General features: G+C 69.6%; 17 protein-coding genes. 10 read left to right on the top strand and 7 right to left on the bottom strand.

Annotation, left to right across the window (positions count from 1 at the left end):
- Positions 1-157 precede the first annotated feature (157 nt).
- Positions 158-1,309 carry a polysaccharide biosynthesis/export family protein gene (locus tag V5F61_RS08840; protein ID WP_394104027.1) on the top strand — a complete coding sequence of 384 codons (1,152 nt, stop codon included), beginning with the start codon at positions 158-160 and terminating at the stop codon, positions 1,307-1,309.
- Between the two features lie 15 nt (positions 1,310-1,324).
- Complete coding sequence (locus V5F61_RS08835) at positions 1,325-2,620, top strand: hypothetical protein (protein ID WP_393989180.1); 1,296 nt, start codon at positions 1,325-1,327, stop codon at positions 2,618-2,620.
- 18 nt (positions 2,621-2,638) lie between these two features.
- On the opposite strand, the gene V5F61_RS08830 is transcribed toward V5F61_RS08835, so the two are convergent.
- From V5F61_RS08830 to V5F61_RS08800, 7 genes are all read right to left on the bottom strand, one after another.
- Positions 2,639-3,709 (bottom strand): hypothetical protein, encoded by a 1,071-nt coding sequence (locus tag V5F61_RS08830; protein ID WP_393989179.1) that lies wholly within the window; start codon positions 3,707-3,709, stop codon positions 2,639-2,641.
- A 140-nt stretch (positions 3,710-3,849) separates the two neighbouring features.
- The gene (locus V5F61_RS08825) at positions 3,850-5,124 is read right to left on the bottom strand and encodes a hypothetical protein (RefSeq protein ID WP_393989178.1); all 1,275 of its coding nucleotides are present in this window, start codon (positions 5,122-5,124) and stop codon (positions 3,850-3,852) included.
- Between the two features lie 3 nt (positions 5,125-5,127).
- On the bottom strand, positions 5,128-5,967 hold the full coding sequence (locus tag V5F61_RS08820; protein ID WP_393989177.1) for a class I SAM-dependent methyltransferase: 840 nt from the start codon (positions 5,965-5,967) through the stop codon (positions 5,128-5,130).
- On the bottom strand, positions 5,957-7,285 hold the full coding sequence (locus V5F61_RS08815; protein ID WP_393989176.1) for a glycosyltransferase family 4 protein: 1,329 nt from the start codon (positions 7,283-7,285) through the stop codon (positions 5,957-5,959). The genes V5F61_RS08820 and V5F61_RS08815 overlap by 11 nt, the downstream gene beginning before the upstream one ends.
- Complete coding sequence (locus V5F61_RS08810; RefSeq protein WP_393989175.1) at positions 7,210-8,205, bottom strand: NAD-dependent epimerase/dehydratase family protein; 996 nt, start codon at positions 8,203-8,205, stop codon at positions 7,210-7,212. Before V5F61_RS08810 ends, V5F61_RS08815 begins: the two co-directional genes overlap by 76 nt.
- A 127-nt stretch (positions 8,206-8,332) precedes the next feature.
- Positions 8,333-9,886 (bottom strand): glycosyltransferase family 4 protein, encoded by a 1,554-nt coding sequence (locus tag V5F61_RS08805; RefSeq protein ID WP_393989174.1) that lies wholly within the window; start codon positions 9,884-9,886, stop codon positions 8,333-8,335.
- A 119-nt stretch (positions 9,887-10,005) separates the two neighbouring features.
- On the bottom strand, positions 10,006-10,266 hold the full coding sequence (locus V5F61_RS08800) for a hypothetical protein (protein WP_393989173.1): 261 nt from the start codon (positions 10,264-10,266) through the stop codon (positions 10,006-10,008).
- 92 nt (positions 10,267-10,358) lie between these two features.
- On the opposite strand from V5F61_RS08800, the gene kdpF reads away from it, so the two are divergent.
- The 8 genes from kdpF to guaD all read left to right on the top strand — a co-directional run bounded on the left by kdpF (position 10,359) and on the right by guaD (position 20,702).
- Positions 10,359-10,448, top strand: coding sequence for a K(+)-transporting ATPase subunit F (kdpF, locus tag V5F61_RS08795; RefSeq protein WP_393989172.1), 90 nt, complete (start codon positions 10,359-10,361; stop codon positions 10,446-10,448).
- A gap of 30 nt (positions 10,449-10,478) precedes the next feature.
- Entirely contained in the window at positions 10,479-12,182 is a 1,704-nt protein-coding gene (gene kdpA, locus V5F61_RS08790) for a potassium-transporting ATPase subunit KdpA (RefSeq protein ID WP_393989171.1), read from the top strand.
- A 5-nt stretch (positions 12,183-12,187) separates the two neighbouring features.
- The gene (locus V5F61_RS08785; protein WP_393989170.1) at positions 12,188-12,343 is read left to right on the top strand and encodes a hypothetical protein; all 156 of its coding nucleotides are present in this window, start codon (positions 12,188-12,190) and stop codon (positions 12,341-12,343) included.
- 46 nt (positions 12,344-12,389) lie between these two features.
- Complete coding sequence (kdpB, locus tag V5F61_RS08780; RefSeq protein ID WP_393989169.1) at positions 12,390-14,462, top strand: potassium-transporting ATPase subunit KdpB; 2,073 nt, start codon at positions 12,390-12,392, stop codon at positions 14,460-14,462.
- Between the two features lie 157 nt (positions 14,463-14,619).
- Positions 14,620-15,225 (top strand): K(+)-transporting ATPase subunit C, encoded by a 606-nt coding sequence (locus tag V5F61_RS08775; RefSeq protein WP_393989168.1) that lies wholly within the window; start codon positions 14,620-14,622, stop codon positions 15,223-15,225.
- A 72-nt stretch (positions 15,226-15,297) separates the two neighbouring features.
- On the top strand, positions 15,298-18,006 hold the full coding sequence (locus V5F61_RS08770) for a DUF4118 domain-containing protein (protein ID WP_393989167.1): 2,709 nt from the start codon (positions 15,298-15,300) through the stop codon (positions 18,004-18,006).
- Positions 18,003-18,698: a response regulator gene (locus V5F61_RS08765; RefSeq protein WP_393989166.1), complete on the top strand. Its 696-nt coding sequence runs from the start codon at positions 18,003-18,005 to the stop codon at positions 18,696-18,698. The genes V5F61_RS08770 and V5F61_RS08765 overlap by 4 nt, the downstream gene beginning before the upstream one ends.
- A 606-nt stretch (positions 18,699-19,304) precedes the next feature.
- Positions 19,305-20,702 carry a guanine deaminase gene (guaD, locus tag V5F61_RS08760; protein WP_393989165.1) on the top strand — a complete coding sequence of 466 codons (1,398 nt, stop codon included), beginning with the start codon at positions 19,305-19,307 and terminating at the stop codon, positions 20,700-20,702.
- The last annotated feature ends 5 nt before the right edge of the window (positions 20,703-20,707 follow it).

Genomic DNA, 20,707 nt, shown 5'->3' with positions numbered 1-20,707 from the left:
TTAAGTACAACTACTTTAAGTATACATTTCACCTCTCACTGTCTTTGTGGCCCTCCTGCAACGCCAACTTAAATATTGCCAAGCTAGGTCGCATGGCGGGACGGCGGCTTGTATAAGAGCCGGGACTCCGTGGCACTGGGCGGGAACTTCAAACTTCATGCGGACCAGCGTGCGTTTCCTGGCATTCGCCCTCGTTCTGGGAAGCCTTCCCGGATGCACGGCCCTGCCTGCGTCCGGACCCTCCCGCATCGACCTGGAGACTCCGCAGCCGGAGGACGACCAGCGCTTCGTGCTCGTGGGCGTGGACGACCGCACCCTGCACGTTCTGGCGCAGGAGCGTCCCGCCACCTTCGGCGCCCGCTTCGGCGACTATCGCCCGCCCGGCCGCTACGTGGTGGGGGTGGGCGACACCCTGTCCGTCACCATCTGGGAAGCGGCGGCCGGCGGCCTGTTCTCCGGCCCGGTGATCGACCGGCTCGGCACCGGCTCGCGCAGCGCCACCATTCCCGAGCAGCAGGTGGCGCAGGACGGCTCCATCACCGTGCCCTATGCCGGGCGCATCCCCGTCGCCGGCAAGACCACCGCGCAGATCGAAGCGGCGGTGGTCGAGCGCCTCACCGGCAAGGCCATCGAGCCACAGGCGGTGGTGGTGGTCTCGAAGAGCATCAGCAATGCCGCCACCGTGCTGGGCGAGGCGACCGCGGGCGCAGTCGTTCCCCTCTCCCCGCGGGGCGACCGGGTGCTGGACGTGATCGCCGCCGCGGGCGGCATCAAGGTTCCCGCGCACGAAGTGTTCGTGCGGCTCAGCCGCGGCGACACCACCGTGACGGTGCCGATGCAGACCCTGCTGAACAATCCCAAGGAGGACGTCTACGTCCGCCCGCGGGATAAGATCGCCGTCATCCGGGATCCGCAGACCTTCACCGTATTCGGCGCGGCCGGCACGCCCACGGTGGTGCCCTTCGACGCGGTGGGCATCACGCTTGAGGAGGCCATCGCCCGCGTGGGCGGCCTCGTCGATTCGCGCGCCGATCCCTCCGGCATCTACCTGATGCGCTTCGAGCCCGCGCGTTTCGCGGCCAAGCTCGATCCCCAGGCCAAGCCGCTTGAGATCAACGGCTATGTGCGCGTGATCTACCACTGGAACATGCGCGATCCCAACGCCCTGTTCCTGGCCCGCGGCTTCCAGGTCCGCAACAAGGACGCCATCTACGTCGCCAACGCCCCGCTGGCGGACCTCCAGAAGGTCACCTCCCTGTTCAGCACCGTGGCGCAGCCGGTGATCAGCACCGTCGCGGTGACGCAGTAGCCGGAGGGCGCGGCGATGATCTCCGCGCAGGCGCTGAGGAGGCTGGTGGGCGTGCCGGGGAGCGCGGCCGCAGATGCCGGGACGCCACCGGCCGTAGCGGCGCCCGCCGCCACGCGCGCTCTCGCCGGGATCGCGCGGCGCCTCACCGGCCTTGCGCCCCTGCACGAGCACCTCGCGCCGACGACCACCGACGGGGCGCCGCTGCCGCTGAGCCGCCGCCACGTGGGGGTGGTGAGCTTCCTGGTGCTGGTGCTGCTGCCTACAGTGGCGAGCTTCCTCTATCTCTCGCTGGTGGCGCTGCCGCAGTATCGCTCCGAGGCGCGCTTCGTGGTGCGCGGCAATCTTGAGACCGTCACCGCCGCCGGCACCCCCGTCTCGGGCCGCGGCGCGCCCCAGGTGCCCAACACGCAGGAAGCCCGCGTGGTGGTGGACTACCTGCGCAGCCGCGCAATGGTGGAAGCCGTGCAGCAGCAGTTCGACCTGCGCCGCGTGTTCGGCGCATCAGGACGCGACCCCGTCTTCGCCCTCTCGGCGAGCGCCGGCATGGAAGACGCCCTCGCCTACTGGAACCGGCAGGTGCGGGTGAGCCTCGATACCCTGTCCGGTGTCATCAAGGTGCAGATCCAGGCGTTCAGCCCCCAGAGCGCGGCCATGGTCGGCGCCTTCGTCATCAAGCAGGCGGAGGCGATCACCAACACGCTCACCACCCGCAACCGCGGCGAGCGCGTGCTGCGGGCCGAGGCCGAGGCCCGCGCGGCCTTCGGCGAACTCGCCCTCGTACGCGCCGAGCAGGAGCAGTTCCGCAACGCCCAGGGCATGATCGACCCCGCCGCCGCCGCGCGCGGGGCCTTCGCCGCCATCGCCAAGCTGCGCGACCAGCGCTCAATGCTGAACACCGACCTGCTCGCCGCGCGCGCCGACCTCGCCGAGGATTCTCCCGTGGTCCGCGCCCTGAAGGAGCGTCTGCGATCGCTGGACGAGAAGATCACCGCGCTCGACGGGGAGTTGCTCGGCGGCGCCTCACAGGCGCAGGAGGGCACGAGCGGGAACCTTGCCGCCAATGCTGCCCTTGAAGCCCGCCGCCGCCTCGCGGAGCAGCGGCTCGAAGGCGCTGAGAGGGAGCTGGCCGATGCGCGCGCCGAGCAGGCGCGCAAGCAGGTCTACATCCTCACCTTCATGGCGCCCAACCTGCCGGTGGAGCCGATCTTCCCGCATCCCCTCACCCAGGCGGGCGCAGTGTTCGCCGTGCTCGCGGTGATCTGGGGCGTTGCGGCCTTCTACGTGGGCAGCATCTACGCCCGCACCCGGTGAGCGCGTGGCTGCGGCGGCTCAGGAGGCTTCAGTGGAGGCTTCGTCCACCACCTCATCCACCCGGCCGAACGCCGCGTTGACGTCGGCGAAGATCTGGATGTCGGCGGCCAGCAGCTCCTGCGCCACCGGCCATTCGCGCACCTGCTCCTCCAGCCTGCGCGCGAGGCTCGATGCGGAAAGGGGCGGCGGCTCCGGCAACGGCAGCTCCAGCACGGCCGAGAGCGTGGCCCAATAGGCATCGAAATCCGAGGAAAGGCCCACCACGTCCATTTCGGAGAGCGTGTCGAGCGCGTTTTCCACCGCCGAGGCGGCGAGCTGGTCGTCGGAGCTGGCGCAGGTGAGCAGGCGCGCCATGGGGCTGGAGAGAAGGGCGCGCTCGTGGGCGCCGAGGGTGCCCACCCAGGTCTCCAGGTCCACCACCTCCTGCACGTCGGCGCGGCCGAGGCTCTCCACCAGCGGCCGGTAGGCCTCGCTCAGCACGGAATAGGCGAGCTTCGGCGTCTTCGCCGCCCAGCGCAGCACCAGGAGCTGTTCGGCCAGTTCCTCGAACGGATCGCGCAGCAGAACCGAGCAGCGGAAGCCGCGATCACGCAGCAGCGGCTCGTAGGCGCGGAAATGGAGCCGACCGCAGGCGAAGATGGAGGAGGCGAAGGAGATACCGAGGATGGAGCGCACCGCCTCCTCCGGCACCCGCTCCAGCCGGGTGAAGGCCATGTGGAACAGGTTCTGGAACGCCTCGTTCAACGCCGACTGGGTCACCAGGCGCGTTTCCAGCCGGAAGAACTTGCCCTCCGCCTTCGCGCTCTCGGGCCGGCGCCGGTAGATGCGGACGTTGGTGGCGTCGTCATAGATCTCGAGATCCCTGACATCGGCGAGGCGGGGCACCACCTGATCGTCCACCACGAAGCCGCAGATGCCGGTCTCGTGCAGGCCCTGCTCGCGCAGCAGCGGGCGCAGCATGGTGGCCGGAACCACCTTGCGCAGCTCGCCATTGGCGAACACCGCCACATGGGGCGTGCTGGCCGGATTGTCCGGCATGATCCAGCCGACCACATGGGTGCCGGCGTCCTCGTCGATGCTAAACAGCAAGGCGGGGCTCCGTGGCGGGCCGCATCGCGCGTCTCCTGCAAGAGCATTTTCGAGCGACACGGGAACCGTTTCGCGTGAAGAAAATGCGGAACATCAGACCAGAGGAGCGCATCATCGATCCCGTGAAACGATGATAAGCCCTACCGGCGGTGGTCGCGGATCACCGCGACGAGCACCATCGCGTTGATCCACAGGATGCCCGAAAGGGCGAGGACGAACAGCCCGCCGCGCCACCAGAGCGGGCCGGCGGCGGCCGTGGGCAGGCTCGGCGGCACGAACACGTTCACGAAGGCGCTCTGCGCACGCGCACGGCGTTCGGCCTCCTGCAGGCCCGCCACCGCCACGGCCTGGAGGGTCTGGGCGAAGCGCACCTCCAGCTCCGCCTCCTCATAGGAGGCGAGCGCCGCCACCACCGATGCGCGCGCCCCGGGCTCCGCGAGGCTCTCCCTGAAGGCGGCGATCTCCTTGTCGATGGCCGCCACCCGGTCGCGCAGCACGCCGAGCGCCGGACCGCCGGGGGCGGAAAGGCGCTCCAGGGCGCGCATCTGCCGGTCGGCGGCGATGCGTTCAGACTCCAGCCGCAGCAGGCTGGCGCTCACGGCCTCGGCGGCCTGGGCGGGGTCCACGGCGCGCTGGCGGGCGCGCCATTCCTGCTGGTTGCGCAGCGCCGCCTCATAGCGGCTGGAGGCGCGCTCCACCTCCTCGCGCGCGTGGGCGACACTGTCGGCGCGGGCGCGCATGACGATGTCGTTGAGCAGGCGCTCGCCATCGGCGACCACGCGGCTGGCGAGCGTATGCGCGTCCTCCGCCGAGAAGGCGCTCACGCGCAGGATGACGATGGACGAGCGCCGGTCCACCGCCGCCGTCAGGTGACGATTCCAGTAGCGCCACACGGCCTCCTGCGTCGCCCCCGACGAAAGCGCGGCGAGCGGATCGATGCCGGGGCGGGAGAAGAAACCGCGCAGCCAGCCGCCTTCATCGAGGCTCGCCACATAGGATCGGCTGGTGACATAGCTGACGAAAATGAAGGGGGCCTCCGACTGGGCGGCCTCGCCCGCGCCGCCGAGCAGGTTCGAGACCCGCTGCACGAGGCCGCCGCTCTGCGCGTCCGCCCCCTCCTGCGGCAGGGCCCCGCGCTCGGGAATGGCCTCACGGATGGCGAGCCGCGCCTCCGACACATAGATTGGCGACGCGAAGAGCAGGATGTAGAGCATGGTGAGCACGGTGGGCAGCAGCACCATGACCGCGCAGGTAAGGCGCAGCAGGGCGAACCACTGCGCGGAAGCCGAGCTCCCCGTATCCCTCAGGCGCGGCAGCCGTCGCCAGCGCAAGGCCGGGCGCGCCTGTCGCGCGACGAAGGTGCGCCCGCGCTCCAGCAGAATCCGGATCGGCGGCGCGGCGGGAGGCCCGGCCATCTCTCACCGCGCCCTGAGAACCACGATGTCCTGGAAGTCGTGCAGCGCCCCCTGGGCCACCTCCACCACCTCGAACCAGCGGCCCCACTCCCGGCGGATGTAGCTCTCGCAGACGAAGGCGATGCCATACTGGTAGGCGTCGCTGGTGAGGTGGCCGCTCTGGAGGATGAAGGCATGGCCGTTCTCCGCGGTCATCTCGCCGGCGGCCTGCTCCAGCGCCGGGCGCGGAACGGCCAGCATCTCGAAGATATGCTCCTCCTCCAGCGCCCGCGCCAGCGCGCGCTCGCCGTGGACGGAGAGCAGGAGCACCGCGCCGGGCCGCGCCACCCGATTGAGCTCCTTGAGATAGAACAGGTGATCCGGCTCGCTCAGGTGGCTGAAGACGGAGATGGAGACCACGGCATCGAAGCTGCCCCCCGCTGCTGGCAGGCGCGCACGGGGGGTGCTCTCCACCGCCTCCACATGGCTGAGATGGTCCCGCACCCAGGCGAGGTGGCGCGGGTCCACGTCCATGCCCACGTAACGACCGCGGAAGCCGTGGAACAGCCGCGCGAGCCGCCCCACCCCCACCCCGAAATCGAGGATGGCGCCGCACGCGGTCAGCGGCACCGGGCTGACGCGGTGCAGCGCGCGCATGAAATCGACCCCGTGGCTCGCGAAGTCGCACGGCGAGCGCAGGCCGGTGGTGTTGTACATCAGCTCCTCGGGCGGAAAGGGCGCGATCTCGCCCGCCGCCGGCGCCGCACCGGACAGGAGATTGGCTTCCAGCCAGGCGGCGAGGTCGCCATGCACACCCTCCGGCCGGCGCTCCATCACGTCCGCGCCCACGCTCTCACCCGCCATATTGCTTGCCCGCTGCTCGCACGCGCCCATGGAGCGCCACCACATCCTCGGCCATGGCACGGCACGTGCGATCATAGCGCGTCTGCGCGCCCAGTTCACGCGCCAGCGCCGGATCATCCACGAACCGCCTGAGCGCCGCCGCCAGGCCGTCCACCGAGCCGGTGGGGAAACGGAAGCCGTTCTCCCCCTCCTCCACGAACTCGCTCATGCCCTCCACGTCGGAGACCACCACCGGCGTGTGGGTGGCGAGCGCCTGGAGCAGGATGAGCGGGCTGTTCTCCACCCATGTCGAGGGGATCGCCAGCACGTCGATGCCGGCCATGACCTCGGCGATCCGCTCCACCGGAAAGGTGCCGCGGAAACGCACCGGCAGGCCCTCGGCCAGGGCGCGCAGGCGTGCCGCATAGGCGGGGTCCTGCCCCTCGTCGCCGAAGATTTCCAGCTCCAGCGCCGGGGCATCGAGCCGGCGCAGCGCCTCGACCAGCAGGTGGGTGCCCTTGTGCGGGGCGAGCTGGCCGATGAAGCCGAGGCGCGTGACGCCGTCCGCCCGCGCCGGCTTTTGCGCGCGGTCAATGTCGATGCCGAACCGGCTCAGTTCCATGGGCACCGGCGTGCCGGCGCGGGTATAGGCATCGAGCAGGAAGCGGGTGGGCGCGAGGGCGGCGGCATAGGCGCCATAGGCCGCGCGCAGGTGATCGGGACGGGCCTTGAGCGCCTCCACCATGGGCCGGGCCTCAGCGCTCAGCCCCGGCGCGCGGGCGAGGAGGCCGGGCGCCAGCGCGCGCTTCAGCCGCGCGGCCGCCCCCTCGCCCGCCCCCTGCGCGGCCGGCAAAGCACAGGCGATGCAATTGGCCCGCAGCCGGTCGGGCCCGGCGCAGAGCGCGCCGTCGGCGCCGCTCAGCTTGTTGTTGAAGCAGAAGCCGAAGAAGTCGGTGAAGGTGGCGACGGCGGGAAGGCGGAGCTGCCGCGTCACTTCCAGCAGGGCGGTGGTGTGGTTGATGAGGTGGCAGACGTGCACGATGTCCGGCCGCACGTCCCGCAGGATGCGCTCATGGACAAAGCGCAGGTCCGGCAGGTCGTAGGTGTCGCGCGGGGTGCGGTTGGGGATCACGTTGCGGTCGATGCGGATCACCGGAATGCCGTCGAACGACCCCCGCTCGACGAAAGCGTCCTGGCGTGGCTCTCCGGGGAAGGTGGCGGTCACCACCACCGGCTCGTGCCCCAGCGCCGAAAGCTCGCGCGCTAGCGTCCGTGCATAGCTCTCCGTGCCGTAGAAATGCGTGGGGTAGTAGCAGTGGACGTACAAGGCGACACGCATTCCAAACCCATTTCCGCGCGCAACTCCTCCAGGATCATCGCGATGCCGCGATCGAGATCGATGGTGGGGCGCCAGCCGATCCGCTCCCGCGCGCGGGAAACGTCGAGCACCGAGGCCTTCACGTCGAAGGCCCGCGGCGCGGCGCGCTGCACGACCATGGGGCGGCCCAGGGCCGCCTCCAGCTTGGCGATGACCTGTCCCAGCGAATGGCCGACACCGGAGCCGATGTTCACCGGGCCCTCGACATTGCGCCGCGCGCCGGCCGCGATCAGCGCCGACACCACATCCTCCACGTGCACGAAGTCGCGCACGATGTCCCCGTTGCCATAGAGCGTGATGGGATCCCCGCGCAGCGCCGCGCGGGCGAACAGGGTGACAGCGCCGAGGCCCTTCTTCTCGCGCTGGCCCGGCCCGTAGCAATTGCTGATGCGGAGCGCGATCGCGTCCACGCCGTGCACGGCGCGGCTGGTCTCCAGATAATGCTCCGCGGTGAGCTTGGAGATGCCGTAGGCGCCGATGGGACGTGTGGGATGCGCCTCGTCCACCGGCAAGCTCTGGGGCAAGCCGTAGACACTGCCGCCGGAGGAGGCGAACACGATGCGCACGCCCGGCGCGCGGCGCGCCGCCTCCAGCAGGCGCACGGTGCCCACCACGTTCTCCGACACGTCGCGGACGGGATCGTTGGCGGCGCTGGAGGGGACGGTGGACCAGGCGAGGTGGTAGACCGTGTCCACGTCCTCAAGCAGGTGGTCCCACTCGTCGAAGGTGGAGAAGTCGAGGGTCTTCCATTGCACGCCCGGCCAGGCGGGGCGCTCCTCGCGGCCGCGCGTGGTGGCGATGATGCCGACGCAACTGTGCCGCAGGCGCTCGCACAGCCGGCGCCCGATCAGCCCGCTCGCCCCCACCACCAAGCTCGTCATCGCCCCGCGCCCCGGCGTTCTCGCAGATGCGAGATGCCTCAGGGGTACGAGCATAGTGGTTGTAGAGGTACCATCGCCACTAAGCGGGGCGTGCAGCGGCCAATTCCGCCGCCCTGTGGCTGCGTCTCTACAGCTCGGGATAGAGCTCCGAGGGAGGAAAGCCGGGCATCAGGTCCGGGTCGCGGCCGAGCGCCGCAGCATAGGCCCGGCCATAGGCGCGGATCATGCCCTCGAGCGAAAAATGCTGCGCCCGCGTGGTGTTGGCACGCCCGATCTCCTCCACCCGCTCCGGCCGGTCCAGCAGGTCGACGAGGATGTCCGCCAGCGCCTCCGGCGTCTCGCCCAGGGTGTCGCAGGAGCCGAGGATCTCCGGCAGGGCGCCGGTGCGGAAGCCCGCCACCGCCTGCCCCATGGCCATGGCGAAGGGCGTCACCTGCCCGAAGCTCTCGCGCACCACAGGCGCGACGAAGATGCGGAACTGGCGGTAGATCTCCGGCAGGCGGGCGAAGGGCACGATCCCCGTGAACTCGAAATTGTCCCGGCAGCCCGCCTCCAGCACCTTGCGGCGGAAGACCGGCAGCAGCTCGCCCTCGCCGACGATGAGGAAGCGCGTGCGCGGACGGCGGCGGGCGACCAGGATGAGCGGGTCGATGGAGGCATCGTCCAGCTTGTCGCGCACCAGGCGATAGACCATGCCCACCGTATCGGCGGCGCCCGGCGCCCAGCTTTCGGGCGGAGAGAAGCGATCGAGGTCGATGCCCGGATGGATCACCTCCGCATTGCCGAGATCGGGGGCGAAGGTCTCGCGGATGTAGTCGGAGACAAGGAGGTGGCGGTGGATGCGCGCGTCGCGCAGAGGTTCCACCGGCGTATTCACATTCTGCAGCACCACCGCGCGGGAGGCGCGCGCAGCTTCGAGCGCCGCCTCGTACCAGGGCTGGTCGCTGCCGCCCCAATAATGCAGGTGCACGATGTCGGGATCGACCGCCCGCAGCACGTGCGCGAACGCCTCCGCCGGGCTGCCGAGCGGCAGATGGTGCAGCACCATGCCCTCGTGCCGGCCCTGGGGCGGCAGGGCGGCGGTCACCACCTGCATCTCGTAGCGGTGGCCGAGCCATTCGTGCAGGTCCACCACCAGCTGGGTGGAGCCGCCGACGAACACATTGGCGATGACATGGAGGACGCGCGGGCGCTCCCCCACCGGAGCGTGGCGCGGCACCACCCGATAGACCACCGACCGGCGGCCATAGACGAGCCCCGAGAAATCGCGCCCGAAGTTGCGTGCCGCCTGCAACGGCCGCGTACGGCGCCGCCATTCGCCCGATGGCGTCTGCGTGAGGCGCGTGCTGGTGGCGGCGGCGTTCAGCGCCATGTCCTTCAGGTAGGCCAGGGAGGGTCCCGGCTCCCGCACCAGATCACGCAGGCGCGCAAGCGGCAGGGGCAGCTCGCGCGGGGCGAAGCGCTGCCCGTGAACCTGCTGCACCAGATGTCCCACCAGATCGGCATGGGCCTGCATGGCCGCGAGCTGCTCGCGCAGCGCCCGCTGGCCGGCGAGGAGCTCCTCATTCTGCCGCGCGAGCGCCTCCACACGCGCCGCGAGGTCGGCGAGCGCGTCATCTCCAGGCGGGGCCTCGGAGGGGGAGAGCGCGCGCATCACCGGGGAAGATGGACTGGAAGTCACGCAGGGGGCCCGCTGCAAACCGAATAACGGCGCACACCATAGCCACCGGGAGCGCCGCAGCGCCAGCCGCTTGTTGCCACCGGCCGCCGCCCTTCCCCGTCGCCCGCGCCACGAAATTCCTATGAGATTTTTATTTCGCTGCCGCCGGCACCGTCTCGAATTTTTATGCGCGCCGGCGCCATATTCCTGTCGAAATCCTCCTGGGTGGCGATTTCCGGAACATTGATCATCGCTCCGCAAGCTGAAGCCCAGAACAGTACATAAAAATTGGAACAGCCATGATGGACTTCGCCATGGTCGCCATAGGCGCCGCCTTCTTCGCCGCCTGCGTCCTTTACGTGAGAGCCTGCGAAATTCTCTGAAGCACGAAAGTGAAGCAACGGCGTGCGACGCGCCCGAGAACCCGAAACCCAATACGTCGCGACATGAGGGCGCCCCGCGCGGGATGCGCCCCGGCAACGGATCGAGAGCGATGCTCGTCGAATACATTCTGGGCGGCGCGGCCACCGCGTTCCTGCTCGTCTACCTCACCTACGCCCTCGTGCGCCCGGAACGGTTCTGACCGCCGGCGCCCGGCCTTGAGGCAAACTCCATGACATTGAACGGCTGGATTCAGATCCTTCTCTTCTGCGGGATCATCATCGCGCTCGCGCGGCCGCTGGGCGGCTACATGACGCGCGTCTTCAACGGCGAGCGCACGCTCTTCGCACCCGTGCTCGGCCCGGCCGAGCGGGGGCTCTACCGCCTGGCCGGCACCGGCCCGAACGAGGAGCAGCACTGGACGACCTATGCGGTCGCGCTGCTGCTGTTTAACCTCGCGGGCTTCGCACTGCTCTACCTGCTGCAGCGGGTGCAGGGGGCGCTGCCCTTCAACCCCGCCGACATGGGCGCCGTGCCGCCCGAGCTCGCCTTCAACACCGCCGCCAGCTTCATGACCAACACCAACTGGCAGAACTACGGCGGCGAGAGCACCATGTCGTACCTGACCCAGATGGCGGGCCTGGCGGTGCAGAACTTCCTTTCGGCCGCCACCGGCATCGCCATCGCCTTGGCGGTGATCCGCGCCTTCTCCCGCAAGTCGACGAAGACGCTGGGCAGCTTCTGGGTCGATCTCACGCGCGCCACCCTCTACGTGCTGCTGCCCCTGTGCATCGTGCTGACGCTCGCCTATGTGGCGCTCGGCGTGCCGCAGACCCTCGGGCCCTATGTAGAGGCGGGCACTCTGGAAGGCGCCAAGCAGACCATCGCGGTCGGCCCCGTGGCCTCCCAGCTCGCCATCAAGATGCTCGGCACCAACGGCGGCGGGTTCTTCAACGCCAATTCCGCCCACCCGTTCGAGAATCCGGACGCGATCTCCAACCTCATCCAGATGGTCTCCATCTTCGCCATCGGCGCGGCGCTCACCAACGTCTTCGGCCGCATGGTGGGCGACGAGCGCCAGGGCTGGGCCATCTTCTCCGCCATGGGCCTTCTGTTCCTCGCCGGCGTCGCGGTCTGCTACTGGGCGGAAGCGGCGGGCAACCCCCTGGTGCACGCCCTCGGCATCGACGGCGGCAATATGGAAGGCAAGGAGACCCGCTTCGGCATCGCCCTGTCGGCCCTGTTTGCGGTGGTCACCACGGCGGCATCGTGCGGCGCGGTGAATGCCATGCACGACAGCTTCATGGCGCTCGGCGGCATGATCCCGCTGATCAACATGATGCTGGGCGAGATCATCATCGGCGGCGTGGGCGCGGGCTTCTACGGCATCATCCTGTTCGTGGTGGTGGCGGTGTTCGTGGCGGGCCTCATGGTGGGCCGCACGCCGGAATATCTCGGCAAGAAGATCGAGGCGAAGGAAGTCAAGATGGCCATGCTGGCAGTGCTCTGCCTGCCGCTCGCCATGCTCGGCTTCACGGCGGCGGCGAGCGTGCTGCCGGGCGCGGTGGCCTCCATCGCCAATCCCGGCCCGCACGGCTTCTCCGAGATCCTCTACGCCTACACCTCGGGCACGGCCAACAACGGCTCGGCCTTCGGCGGCCTCACCGGCAACACGCCCTGGTACAACGTGACCATCGGCCTTGCCATGCTGATGGGCCGGTTCCTGGTCATCATTCCCGCCCTGGCGCTCGCCGGATCGGTGGTCGCCAAGAAGGCGGTTCCGGAATCGGCCGGCACCTTCCCCACCCATGGCGGCCTGTTCGTGGGCCTGCTGGTGGGCGTCATCATCATCGTCGGCGGGCTCACCTTCTTCCCCGCCCTCGCGCTCGGGCCCATCGTGGAGCATCTCGCCATGCTCCAGGGCACGACCTGGTGAGCGTCATGGAGACACGTCCCCGCCCGCCCCGCCGGCCGGAACGCTTCGGCAGGGACCCCGGCGCGGCCCGCGCCTCCAGCCTGCTGCTGGGCATGCTGGCCGTGGCCGTCATCGGCCTCTCCTTCGCCATCGCGATCACGCTGGTGTCGGCCACGGACTGAAGCGTCCGCGGCCCCCCATCCCCATGCTTCGCTGGAGCCTCATGTGATGAGCCAGTCCAAGACCGCGAGCATCCTCGATGCGCGCATCCTTCTTCCCGCGGCGGGCGATGCCTTCCGCAAGCTCGACCCGCGCACCCTCGCCCGCAACCCCGTCATGTTCGTGGTGGCCGTGGTGTCGGCCCTCACCACCGTCCTGCTCGTGCGGGACGCGCTGACCGGCGGTGCCGGCCTCGGCTTTTCCTTCCAGATTGTGCTGTGGCTGTGGTTCACGGTGCTGTTCGCCAATTTCGCCGAGGCGGTGGCGGAAGGCCGTGGCAAGGCCCAGGCCGACGCCCTGCGCCGCACCCGCACCGAGGCCGTGGCCAAGCTGCTGCCCAACGGCGACCGCACGCAATTCACCCTGGTGCCCGGCACCAGCCTGAAGGTGGGCGACATCGTGCTGGTGGAGACGGGAGACATCATCCCCTCCGACGGCGAGGTGATCGAGGGCGTCGCCTCGGTGAACGAGGCGGCCATCACCGGCGAGAGCGCCCCCGTCATCCGCGAGTCCGGCGGCGACCGCTCGGCCGTCACCGGCGGCACGCAGGTGCTCTCCGACTGGATCCGCGTGCGCATCACGGCAGCCGCGGGCTCCACCTTCATCGACCGCATGATCGCTTTGGTGGAGGGCGCCGAGCGGCAGAAGACGCCCAACGAGATCGCCCTCAACATCCTGCTGGCGGGCATGACGCTGATCTTCGTGCTCGCCACCGCCACCATCCCGAGCTTCGCGTCTTATGCCGGCGGCTATATTCCGGTGATCGTGCTGGTGGCGCTGTTCGTGACGCTGATCCCCACCACCATCGGTGCCCTGCTCTCGGCCATCGGCATCGCCGGCATGGACCGCCTGGTGCGCTTCAACGTGCTCGCCATGTCCGGCCGCGCGGTGGAGGCGGCCGGCGACGTGGACACGCTGCTGCTCGACAAGACCGGCACCATCACCCTGGGCAACCGCCAGGCCACCGAGTTCCGCCCCGTGCGCGGGGTGTCGGACCGGGAGCTGGCGGACGCCGCCCAGCTCGCCTCCCTCGCCGACGAGACCCCGGAGGGCCGCTCCATCGTGGTGCTGGCGAAGGAGAAATACGCCATCCGCGCCCGCGACATGGGCATGCTGCACGCCACCTTCGTGCCGTTCACCGCCCAGACCCGCATGAGCGGGGTGGATTTCGACGGCCAGACCATCCGCAAGGGCGCGGTGGATGCGGTGCTGAAGCATGTGGAGCTGGCCCATGCGGCCACCGGCGCTACGCGCAACGGCGCGGAAACCCTCCGTGAGATCCAGGCCATCGCCGACGAGGTGGCCAAGGCTGGCGGCACGCCGCTCGCCGTGGTGCGCGACAACCGGCTTCTCGGCATCGTGCACCTCAAGGACATCGTGAAGGGCGGCATCAAGGAGCGCTTCGCCGAGCTGCGCCGCATGGGCATCCGCACGGTGATGATCACCGGCGACAACCCCATGACCGCCGCCGCCATCGCCGCCGAGGCGGGCGTGGACGACTTCCTCGCCCAGGCGACGCCGGAAAACAAGCTCGCCCTCATCCGCGAGGAGCAGGCCAAGGGCAAGCTCGTCGCCATGTGTGGCGACGGCACCAACGACGCCCCCGCGCTCGCCCAGGCCGATGTCGGCGTCGCCATGAACACCGGCACGGTGGCCGCCCGCGAGGCCGGCAACATGGTGGACCTCGACAGCGACCCGACCAAGCTCATCGAGATCGTGGAGATCGGCAAGCAGCTCCTCATGACCCGCGGCGCGCTCACCACCTTCTCCATCGCCAATGACGTGGCGAAGTATTTCGCCATCATCCCGGCGCTGTTCGTGGCCTTCTACCCGCAGCTCGGCGCCCTCAACATCATGGGGCTGGCGACACCGCAGAGCGCCATCCTCTCCGCCATCATTTTCAACGCCCTGATCATCGTGGCGCTGATCCCGCTGGCGCTGAAGGGCGTGCGGTACCGGGCCATCGGCGCCGGCGCCCTGCTCACCCGCAACCTCGTCATCTACGGCCTCGGGGGCATCGTGGTGCCGTTCGCCGGCATCAAGGTCATCGACATGGCCGTCACCGCCCTCGGCCTCGCCTGAAGGCCAAAGGGAGCAACACAGGTCATCCCTTTCCGGCGGGGAGAGAAAGGGATGCGGGGCCCGTTCCCGGTGCCGCGCGTGCCAGGAACGGGTCTCTGCCCTCCCCGGGCCAACGCGAATGTCGTGCGCGCGCCGTCTGCGAATTGAAGGATAAACCATGCTGAAACAACTTCGCCCCGCCCTGGTGATGATCGTGGCGCTCACGGTGATCACCGGCCTTGCCTATCCGCTGGCGATGACCGGCATCGCCCAGGCGGTGTTCCCGCGCCAGGCCAATGGCAGCCTGATCGAGAAGGACGGCAAGGTGGTTGGCTCCGCCCTCATCGGCCAGAATTTCACCTCGGAGCGCTATTTCCACGGACGGCCCTCGGCCACCACCGGCACCGATCCGAACGATCCCACGAAGAGCGTGGCGCAGCCCTACAATGCCGTGAACTCCATGGGCTCCAACCTCGGCCCCACCAACGCCGCCCTGATCGACCGCATCAAGGCCGATGCCGCCGCGCTGAAGGCCGAAGACCCCGGCGCAGCGGTGCCCGTGGACCTCGTGACCACCTCCGGCAGCGGGCTCGACCCCGACATCAGCCCGGATGCCGCCTATTTCCAGGCCGCACGGGTGGCCCGGGCGCGCGGCCTGAGCGAAGAAAAGGTGCGCGCCCTGGTGGCTGCCCATGTGGAGCAGCGGACCCTGGGCTTCATCGGTGAGCCGGCGGTGAACGTGCTCGCCCTCAACCTTGCCCTGGACGGCGCCGCCGGCCGGTGACATGCCTGCACCATTGCCCCTTGGCCCCCGCCCTGCTTCCGGCGGCGGCGGGGGGGCGGGCGGAGTGACGAGATGGCCGACGAGATCCGCGACGGCGAGCGCCGCCCCTCCCCCGACGCCCTCCTGGAGAGCGCCGACCGGGAGACGCGCGGGCGGCTGAAGATCTTCCTCGGCGCCGCGCCGGGTGTCGGCAAGACCTACGAGATGCTCATGTCCGGCCGCGCCCGCCTCAGCGATGGGGTGGACGTGGTGATCGGCGTGGTGGAGACCCACGGCCGCAAGGAAACGCAGGCCCTGGTGGAGGGGTTCGAGATCATCCCCCGCCGCGGGGTGGCCTACAAGGGCCGCCTGCTCGACGAGATGGACCTCGACGCCATCCTGGAGCGCCGGCCCGCTTTGGTGCTGGTGGACGAGCTCGCCCACACCAATGCCGAGGGGAGCCGCCACCCCAAGCGCTATCTCGACGTGGAGGAGCTGCTGGCGCGCGGCATCGACGTCTACACCACGCTCAACATCCAGCACGTGGAGAGCCTCAACGACGTGGTGGCGCAGATCACCCGCATCCGCGTGCGGGAGACGGTGCCGGATTCCATCCTCGACCGGGCCGACGACATCGAGGTGATCGACCTCACGCCCGACGACCTCATCAAGCGCCTCAACGAGGGCAAGGTCTACCTGCCCACCACGGCGCGACGGGCGATCGAGAACTATTTCTCGCCTGGCAACCTCACCGCCCTGCGCGAGCTCGCCTTGCGGCGCACCGCGCAGCGGGTGGACGAGCAGCTCGTCAGCCACATGCAGGCCCACGCCATCTCCGGCCCCTGGGCGGCGGGGGAGCGGGTGCTGGTGTGCGTGAACGGCGAGCCGCGCGGCAGCGCCCTGGTGCGCTACGCCCGCCGGCAGGCGGACCGCCTGCGCGCGCCCTGGGCCGCGCTGCACGTGGAAACCTCCCGCGAGGCCGCCCTGCCCGAGGCGGACAAGGACCGGGTGGCCGAGCACCTGCGCCTCGCCGAGCGCCTGGGCGCCGAGGCCGTGACCATCCCCGGCCAGGAGGTGGCGAGGGACATCCTGCGCTATGCCGCCGCCAATAATTTCATGCACATCGTGGTAGGCAGCCCCGGCAAGCCACGCTGGCGGGAGCTGCTGGAAGGCTCCATCTCCCACGAGCTGATCCGCCGCGCCGGCGACATCAGCGTGCACGTGGTCTCCGGCGCCGAACGCGACCGGGAGGCGCCCGCGCGCGGGGTGAGAACGGCGGCCGCGCACCAGCCGGCGCGGGCCTGGACCTATGTGGTCAGCACCCTCTACGTGGCCGGCTCCCTCGCCGTCAGCGCGGTCCTGGACCGGGTGCTGGACGTGCGCAACCTCGCGCTCGTGTTCCTCATGGGCGTGCTGGGCTCGGCCGTGACGGCGGGGCTGTGGCCGGCGCTCTATGCGTGCGTGCTGAGCGCCCTCGCCTTCAACTACTTTTTCCTGGAGCCGCGCTACACCCTCACCATCCAGGACCCGGAAAGCGTGCTGGCCCTGGTGTTCTTCCTGGTGGTGGCGGTCACCGCCAGCAACCTCATGGCACGCGTGCAGCGCCAGGCGGAGGCGGCCCGCCAGCGCGCGCGCACCACGGAGGACCTTTACCTCTTCTCCCGCAAGCTCGCCGCCGCCGGCACCCTGGACGACGTGCTGTGGGCCACCGCGCACCAGATCGCGCTCATGCTGAAGGTGCGGGTGGTGATCCTGCTGCCGGAAGGTGACGCGCTGGCGGTGAAGGTGGGCTACCCACCGGACGACACGCTGGTGGAAGCCGACCTCGCCGCCGCCCGCTGGGCCTGGGAGCACGAGCACGCCGCCGGCCGCGGCGCCGACACCCTGCCCGGCGCCCGACGCCTCTATGTGCCGCTGAAATCCAGCCGCGGCACGCTCGGCGTCATCGGCCTCGACGACGACCGCCAGGGCCCGCTGCTGACCCCCGGCCAACAGCGCCTGTTCGAGGCCCTCGCCGACCAGGCGGCGCTCGCCATCGAGCGCATCCAGCTCGTGGCGGACATCGACCACGCCAAGCGCGCGGCGGAGACGGACCGCCTGCGCTCGGCCCTGCTCACCTCCATCTCCCACGACCTGAAGACGCCCCTTTCCGCCATCCTGGGCGCCTCCGGCACGCTGCGGGACTACTGGACCTCCATGTCCGAGCCGGACCGGGCCGACCTGCTCGCCACCGTCATCGACGAGGCCGAGCGCCTCAACCGCTTCATCGCCAACCTCCTGGACATGACCCGCCTGGAGACCGGCGCCATGCGGCCCAACGCGTCCTTCCACTTCGCCGGCGACATCGTCGGCGCGGCGCTGCGGCGCGCCTCCAAGATCCTCGCCCGCCATGGGGTGGAGGTGGACATCCCGCCCGACCTGCCCATGCTGAAGGTGGACGCCGTGCTGTTCGAGCAGGTGCTGTTCAACCTGCTCGACAATGCCGCGAAATACGCGCCCGCCGGCTCCACGGTGCGCATCGAGGGGCGCCGCGCCGGGCCGGCGGTGGTGCTGCGCGTGGCGGACGAGGGGCCGGGCATTCCCCCGGATGACATCGAGCGCGTGTTCGACACCTTCTACCGCGTGCGCAAGGCGGACCACGTGCGCGCGGGCACCGGGCTCGGGCTTTCCATCTGCCGGGGCTTCATAGAGGCCATGGGCGGCACCATATGGGTGGCGAACCGGACGGACCGCAGCGGCGCCGTCTTTACCCTGCGCATGCCGATCCCGGCCGACACGCCAGACCTGGAGCCGCAGCCATGACGGCACCAACCGTGAAGATCCTGCTCGTGGACGACGAGCCGCCCATCCGCAAGCTGCTGCGGGTGGGGCTCGCGGCCGAGGGCTTCGCCATCTGCGAGGCGGCGAGCGCACGGGAGGCCGGGCAGCGCGCCGGGAGCGAGCGCCCCGACCTCATCCTGCTCGACCTCGGCCTGCCCGACCTGCCCGGCCACGACCTCCTGGAGAAATGGCGCGCGGAGGGGATGGAGGCGCCCGTCATCGTTCTTTCGAGCCGCACCGACGAGAGCGGCATCGTGCGCGCGCTCGACCTCGGCGCCGACGACTACGTGACCAAGCCGTTCGGCATGAAGGAGCTGGCGGCGCGCATCCGCCTCGCCCTGCGCCACCGCCTGCAGCGGCAGGGGGAAAAGCCGGTGTTCCAGGCCGGCGGCCTCACGGTCGATCTCGTGAAGCGGATCGTGAAGGTGGACGGCCAGGAGGTGAAGCTCTCGCCCAAGGAATACGACATCCTGCGCGTGCTGGTGCAGCACGCGGGAAAGGTCATCACCCACCACCACCTGCTCAACCAGGTGTGGGGCGAGGCGGCGGACGTGCAATACCTGCGCGTCTACGTGCGCCAGCTCCGGCAGAAGATCGAAAAATCTCCCGACCAGCCACAATACATCATGACCGAGACCGGTGTCGGCTACCGCCTGCGAGAGGCCGACACCTGACGCGGCGCGTTCCGCCGCCACGCAGACCAGCCAACGCGCGCGACATTCAGCGGGCAGGCGCGTCCACCTGCCCCGTGGCCGCATGAAAATCCACGACACGCCATAGATTTACACTACTCCCACTGCCTGCCTTTCGTTACTGTCGTGAACAAGCTCGGCGAACAATCAAGCCGGGCCAGCCAGGGCGCCCACCGGGAGAGCGCATGCCGAGGATGCGACGTTGGGCTGCTGCCGGGCGGGAGCCGCCGGCCGATCTGGACGCGGGGTCCGCGCGGATCACCCCCCGCAGGGTTCTCAGCCCGCGCCGCGGGCCTGTTGTCGTTTCCCTGTCGCTGTTCGGTGCGCCGGTATCCGGCGCCGGTGGCGCAGCGCGCCCGATGGCGACGCGCGGAATGGGACACGGCCGTGTCACGCCCGCTCTCGATCTCATCGGCGCCAGGGGCATCCGGGCGGCAGCAGCCGCGCCAGCGGGCGATATCCAGGCACCGGAGGCCGGGCGCCGAGGCGTCCTCGGCCGTGCTGACGATGGCTCACCCTCAGCGGAATCACCGAAGACCAGGCACGCATCGCGCTCAAGGCAACACATCAACGGGGACGGTCACGACCATGGGCACCATCGGCATTCGCGGCATCTTCTTCGATTTCGTCGACGACCCCTGGAAGCATGTCGGCCGCGAGCAGGAGGCCGCCCGCTTCCACGCCGATGGCCTCCTGGTGATCGAAGACGGCATCATCTCCGACTTCGGCGCCTTCGATGACGTGTCGCCCCGCCATCCGGGGCTTGAGATCACGGCGATCCCCGGCCGCATCATCACGCCCGGCTTCATCGACGGCCACATCCACTTCCCGCAGACCCGCGTGCTCGGCGCCTATGGCGAGCAGCTTCTGCCGTGGCTGCAGAAGTGGGTGTTCCCGGAAGAGCTGAAGTACAAGGACCCGGCCTATGCGAAGGAGGGCGCGGTGCGCTTCTTCGATACGCTGCTCGCCTCCGGCACCACCACCTGCCAGGCGTTCACATCGAGCTCGCCGGTCTCGACAGAAGCCTTCTTCGAGGAGGCGAGCCGGCGCAACATGCGCGTCATCGCCGGCCTCACTGGCATCGACCGCAACGCGCCCGAGGATTTTCTCGACACGCCCGAGAATTTCTACCGCGACAGCAAGGACCTGATCGCGCGCTACCATAACCGCGGGCGCAACCTCTATGCGGTCACGCCGCGCTTCGCCTATGGCGCCTCCACCGAACTGCTGCAACGCTGCGAACAGCTCAAGAAGGAGCATCCGGATTGCTGGGTCAACACCCACATCTCGGAAAACCCGGCCGAATGCCGCGGCGTGCTGGAGCAGCACCCGGACTGCAATGATTATCTCGGCGTCTACGAGAAGTTCGGCCTGGTGGGACCGAAGTTCTCCGGCGGCCATGGCGTGTGGCTGTCCGACAATGAGTTCCGCCGCATGTCGGAGAGCGGCGCGGCGGTGGTGTTCTGCCCGTGCTCCAACCTGTTCCTGGGCTCCGGCCTGTTCCGCATCGGCCGCGCGACCGATCCGGAGCGCAGGGTGAAGATGTCGTTCGGCACCGACATGGGCGGCGGCAACCGCTTCTCCATGCTCAATGTGCTCGAGGACGCCTACAAGGTCGGCATGTGCAACAACACCCTGCTCGACGGCAGCGTGGATCCGGTGCGTCGCGATCTGGCGGAAGCCGAGCGCAACAAGCTTTCGCCCTATCGCGGCTTCTGGTCGGTCACGCTGGGCGGCGCGGAAGGCCTCTACCTCGACGACCGCCTCGGCAATTTCACGCCCGGCAAGGAGGCCGACTTCGTGGCGCTGGATTGGAACGGCGGGCCGCCCGCCCTGCCCTGGCACCAGTCGCTCAGCATCGGCCAGGATGGCCCGCAGACCATGGAGGAAGCCGCCAACGCGCTGTTCGCCATCATGATGGTGGCCGACGAGCGCGCGGTGGATGAAGCCTGGGTGATGGGCAAGCGCCTGTACAAGAAAAGCTGAGGGGG

The sequence above is a fragment of the Xanthobacter sediminis genome (assembly GCF_043195015.1).
GTDB lineage: Bacteria > Pseudomonadota > Alphaproteobacteria > Rhizobiales > Xanthobacteraceae > Xanthobacter.
This window is presented reverse-complemented; position numbering and strand designations above follow the sequence as displayed.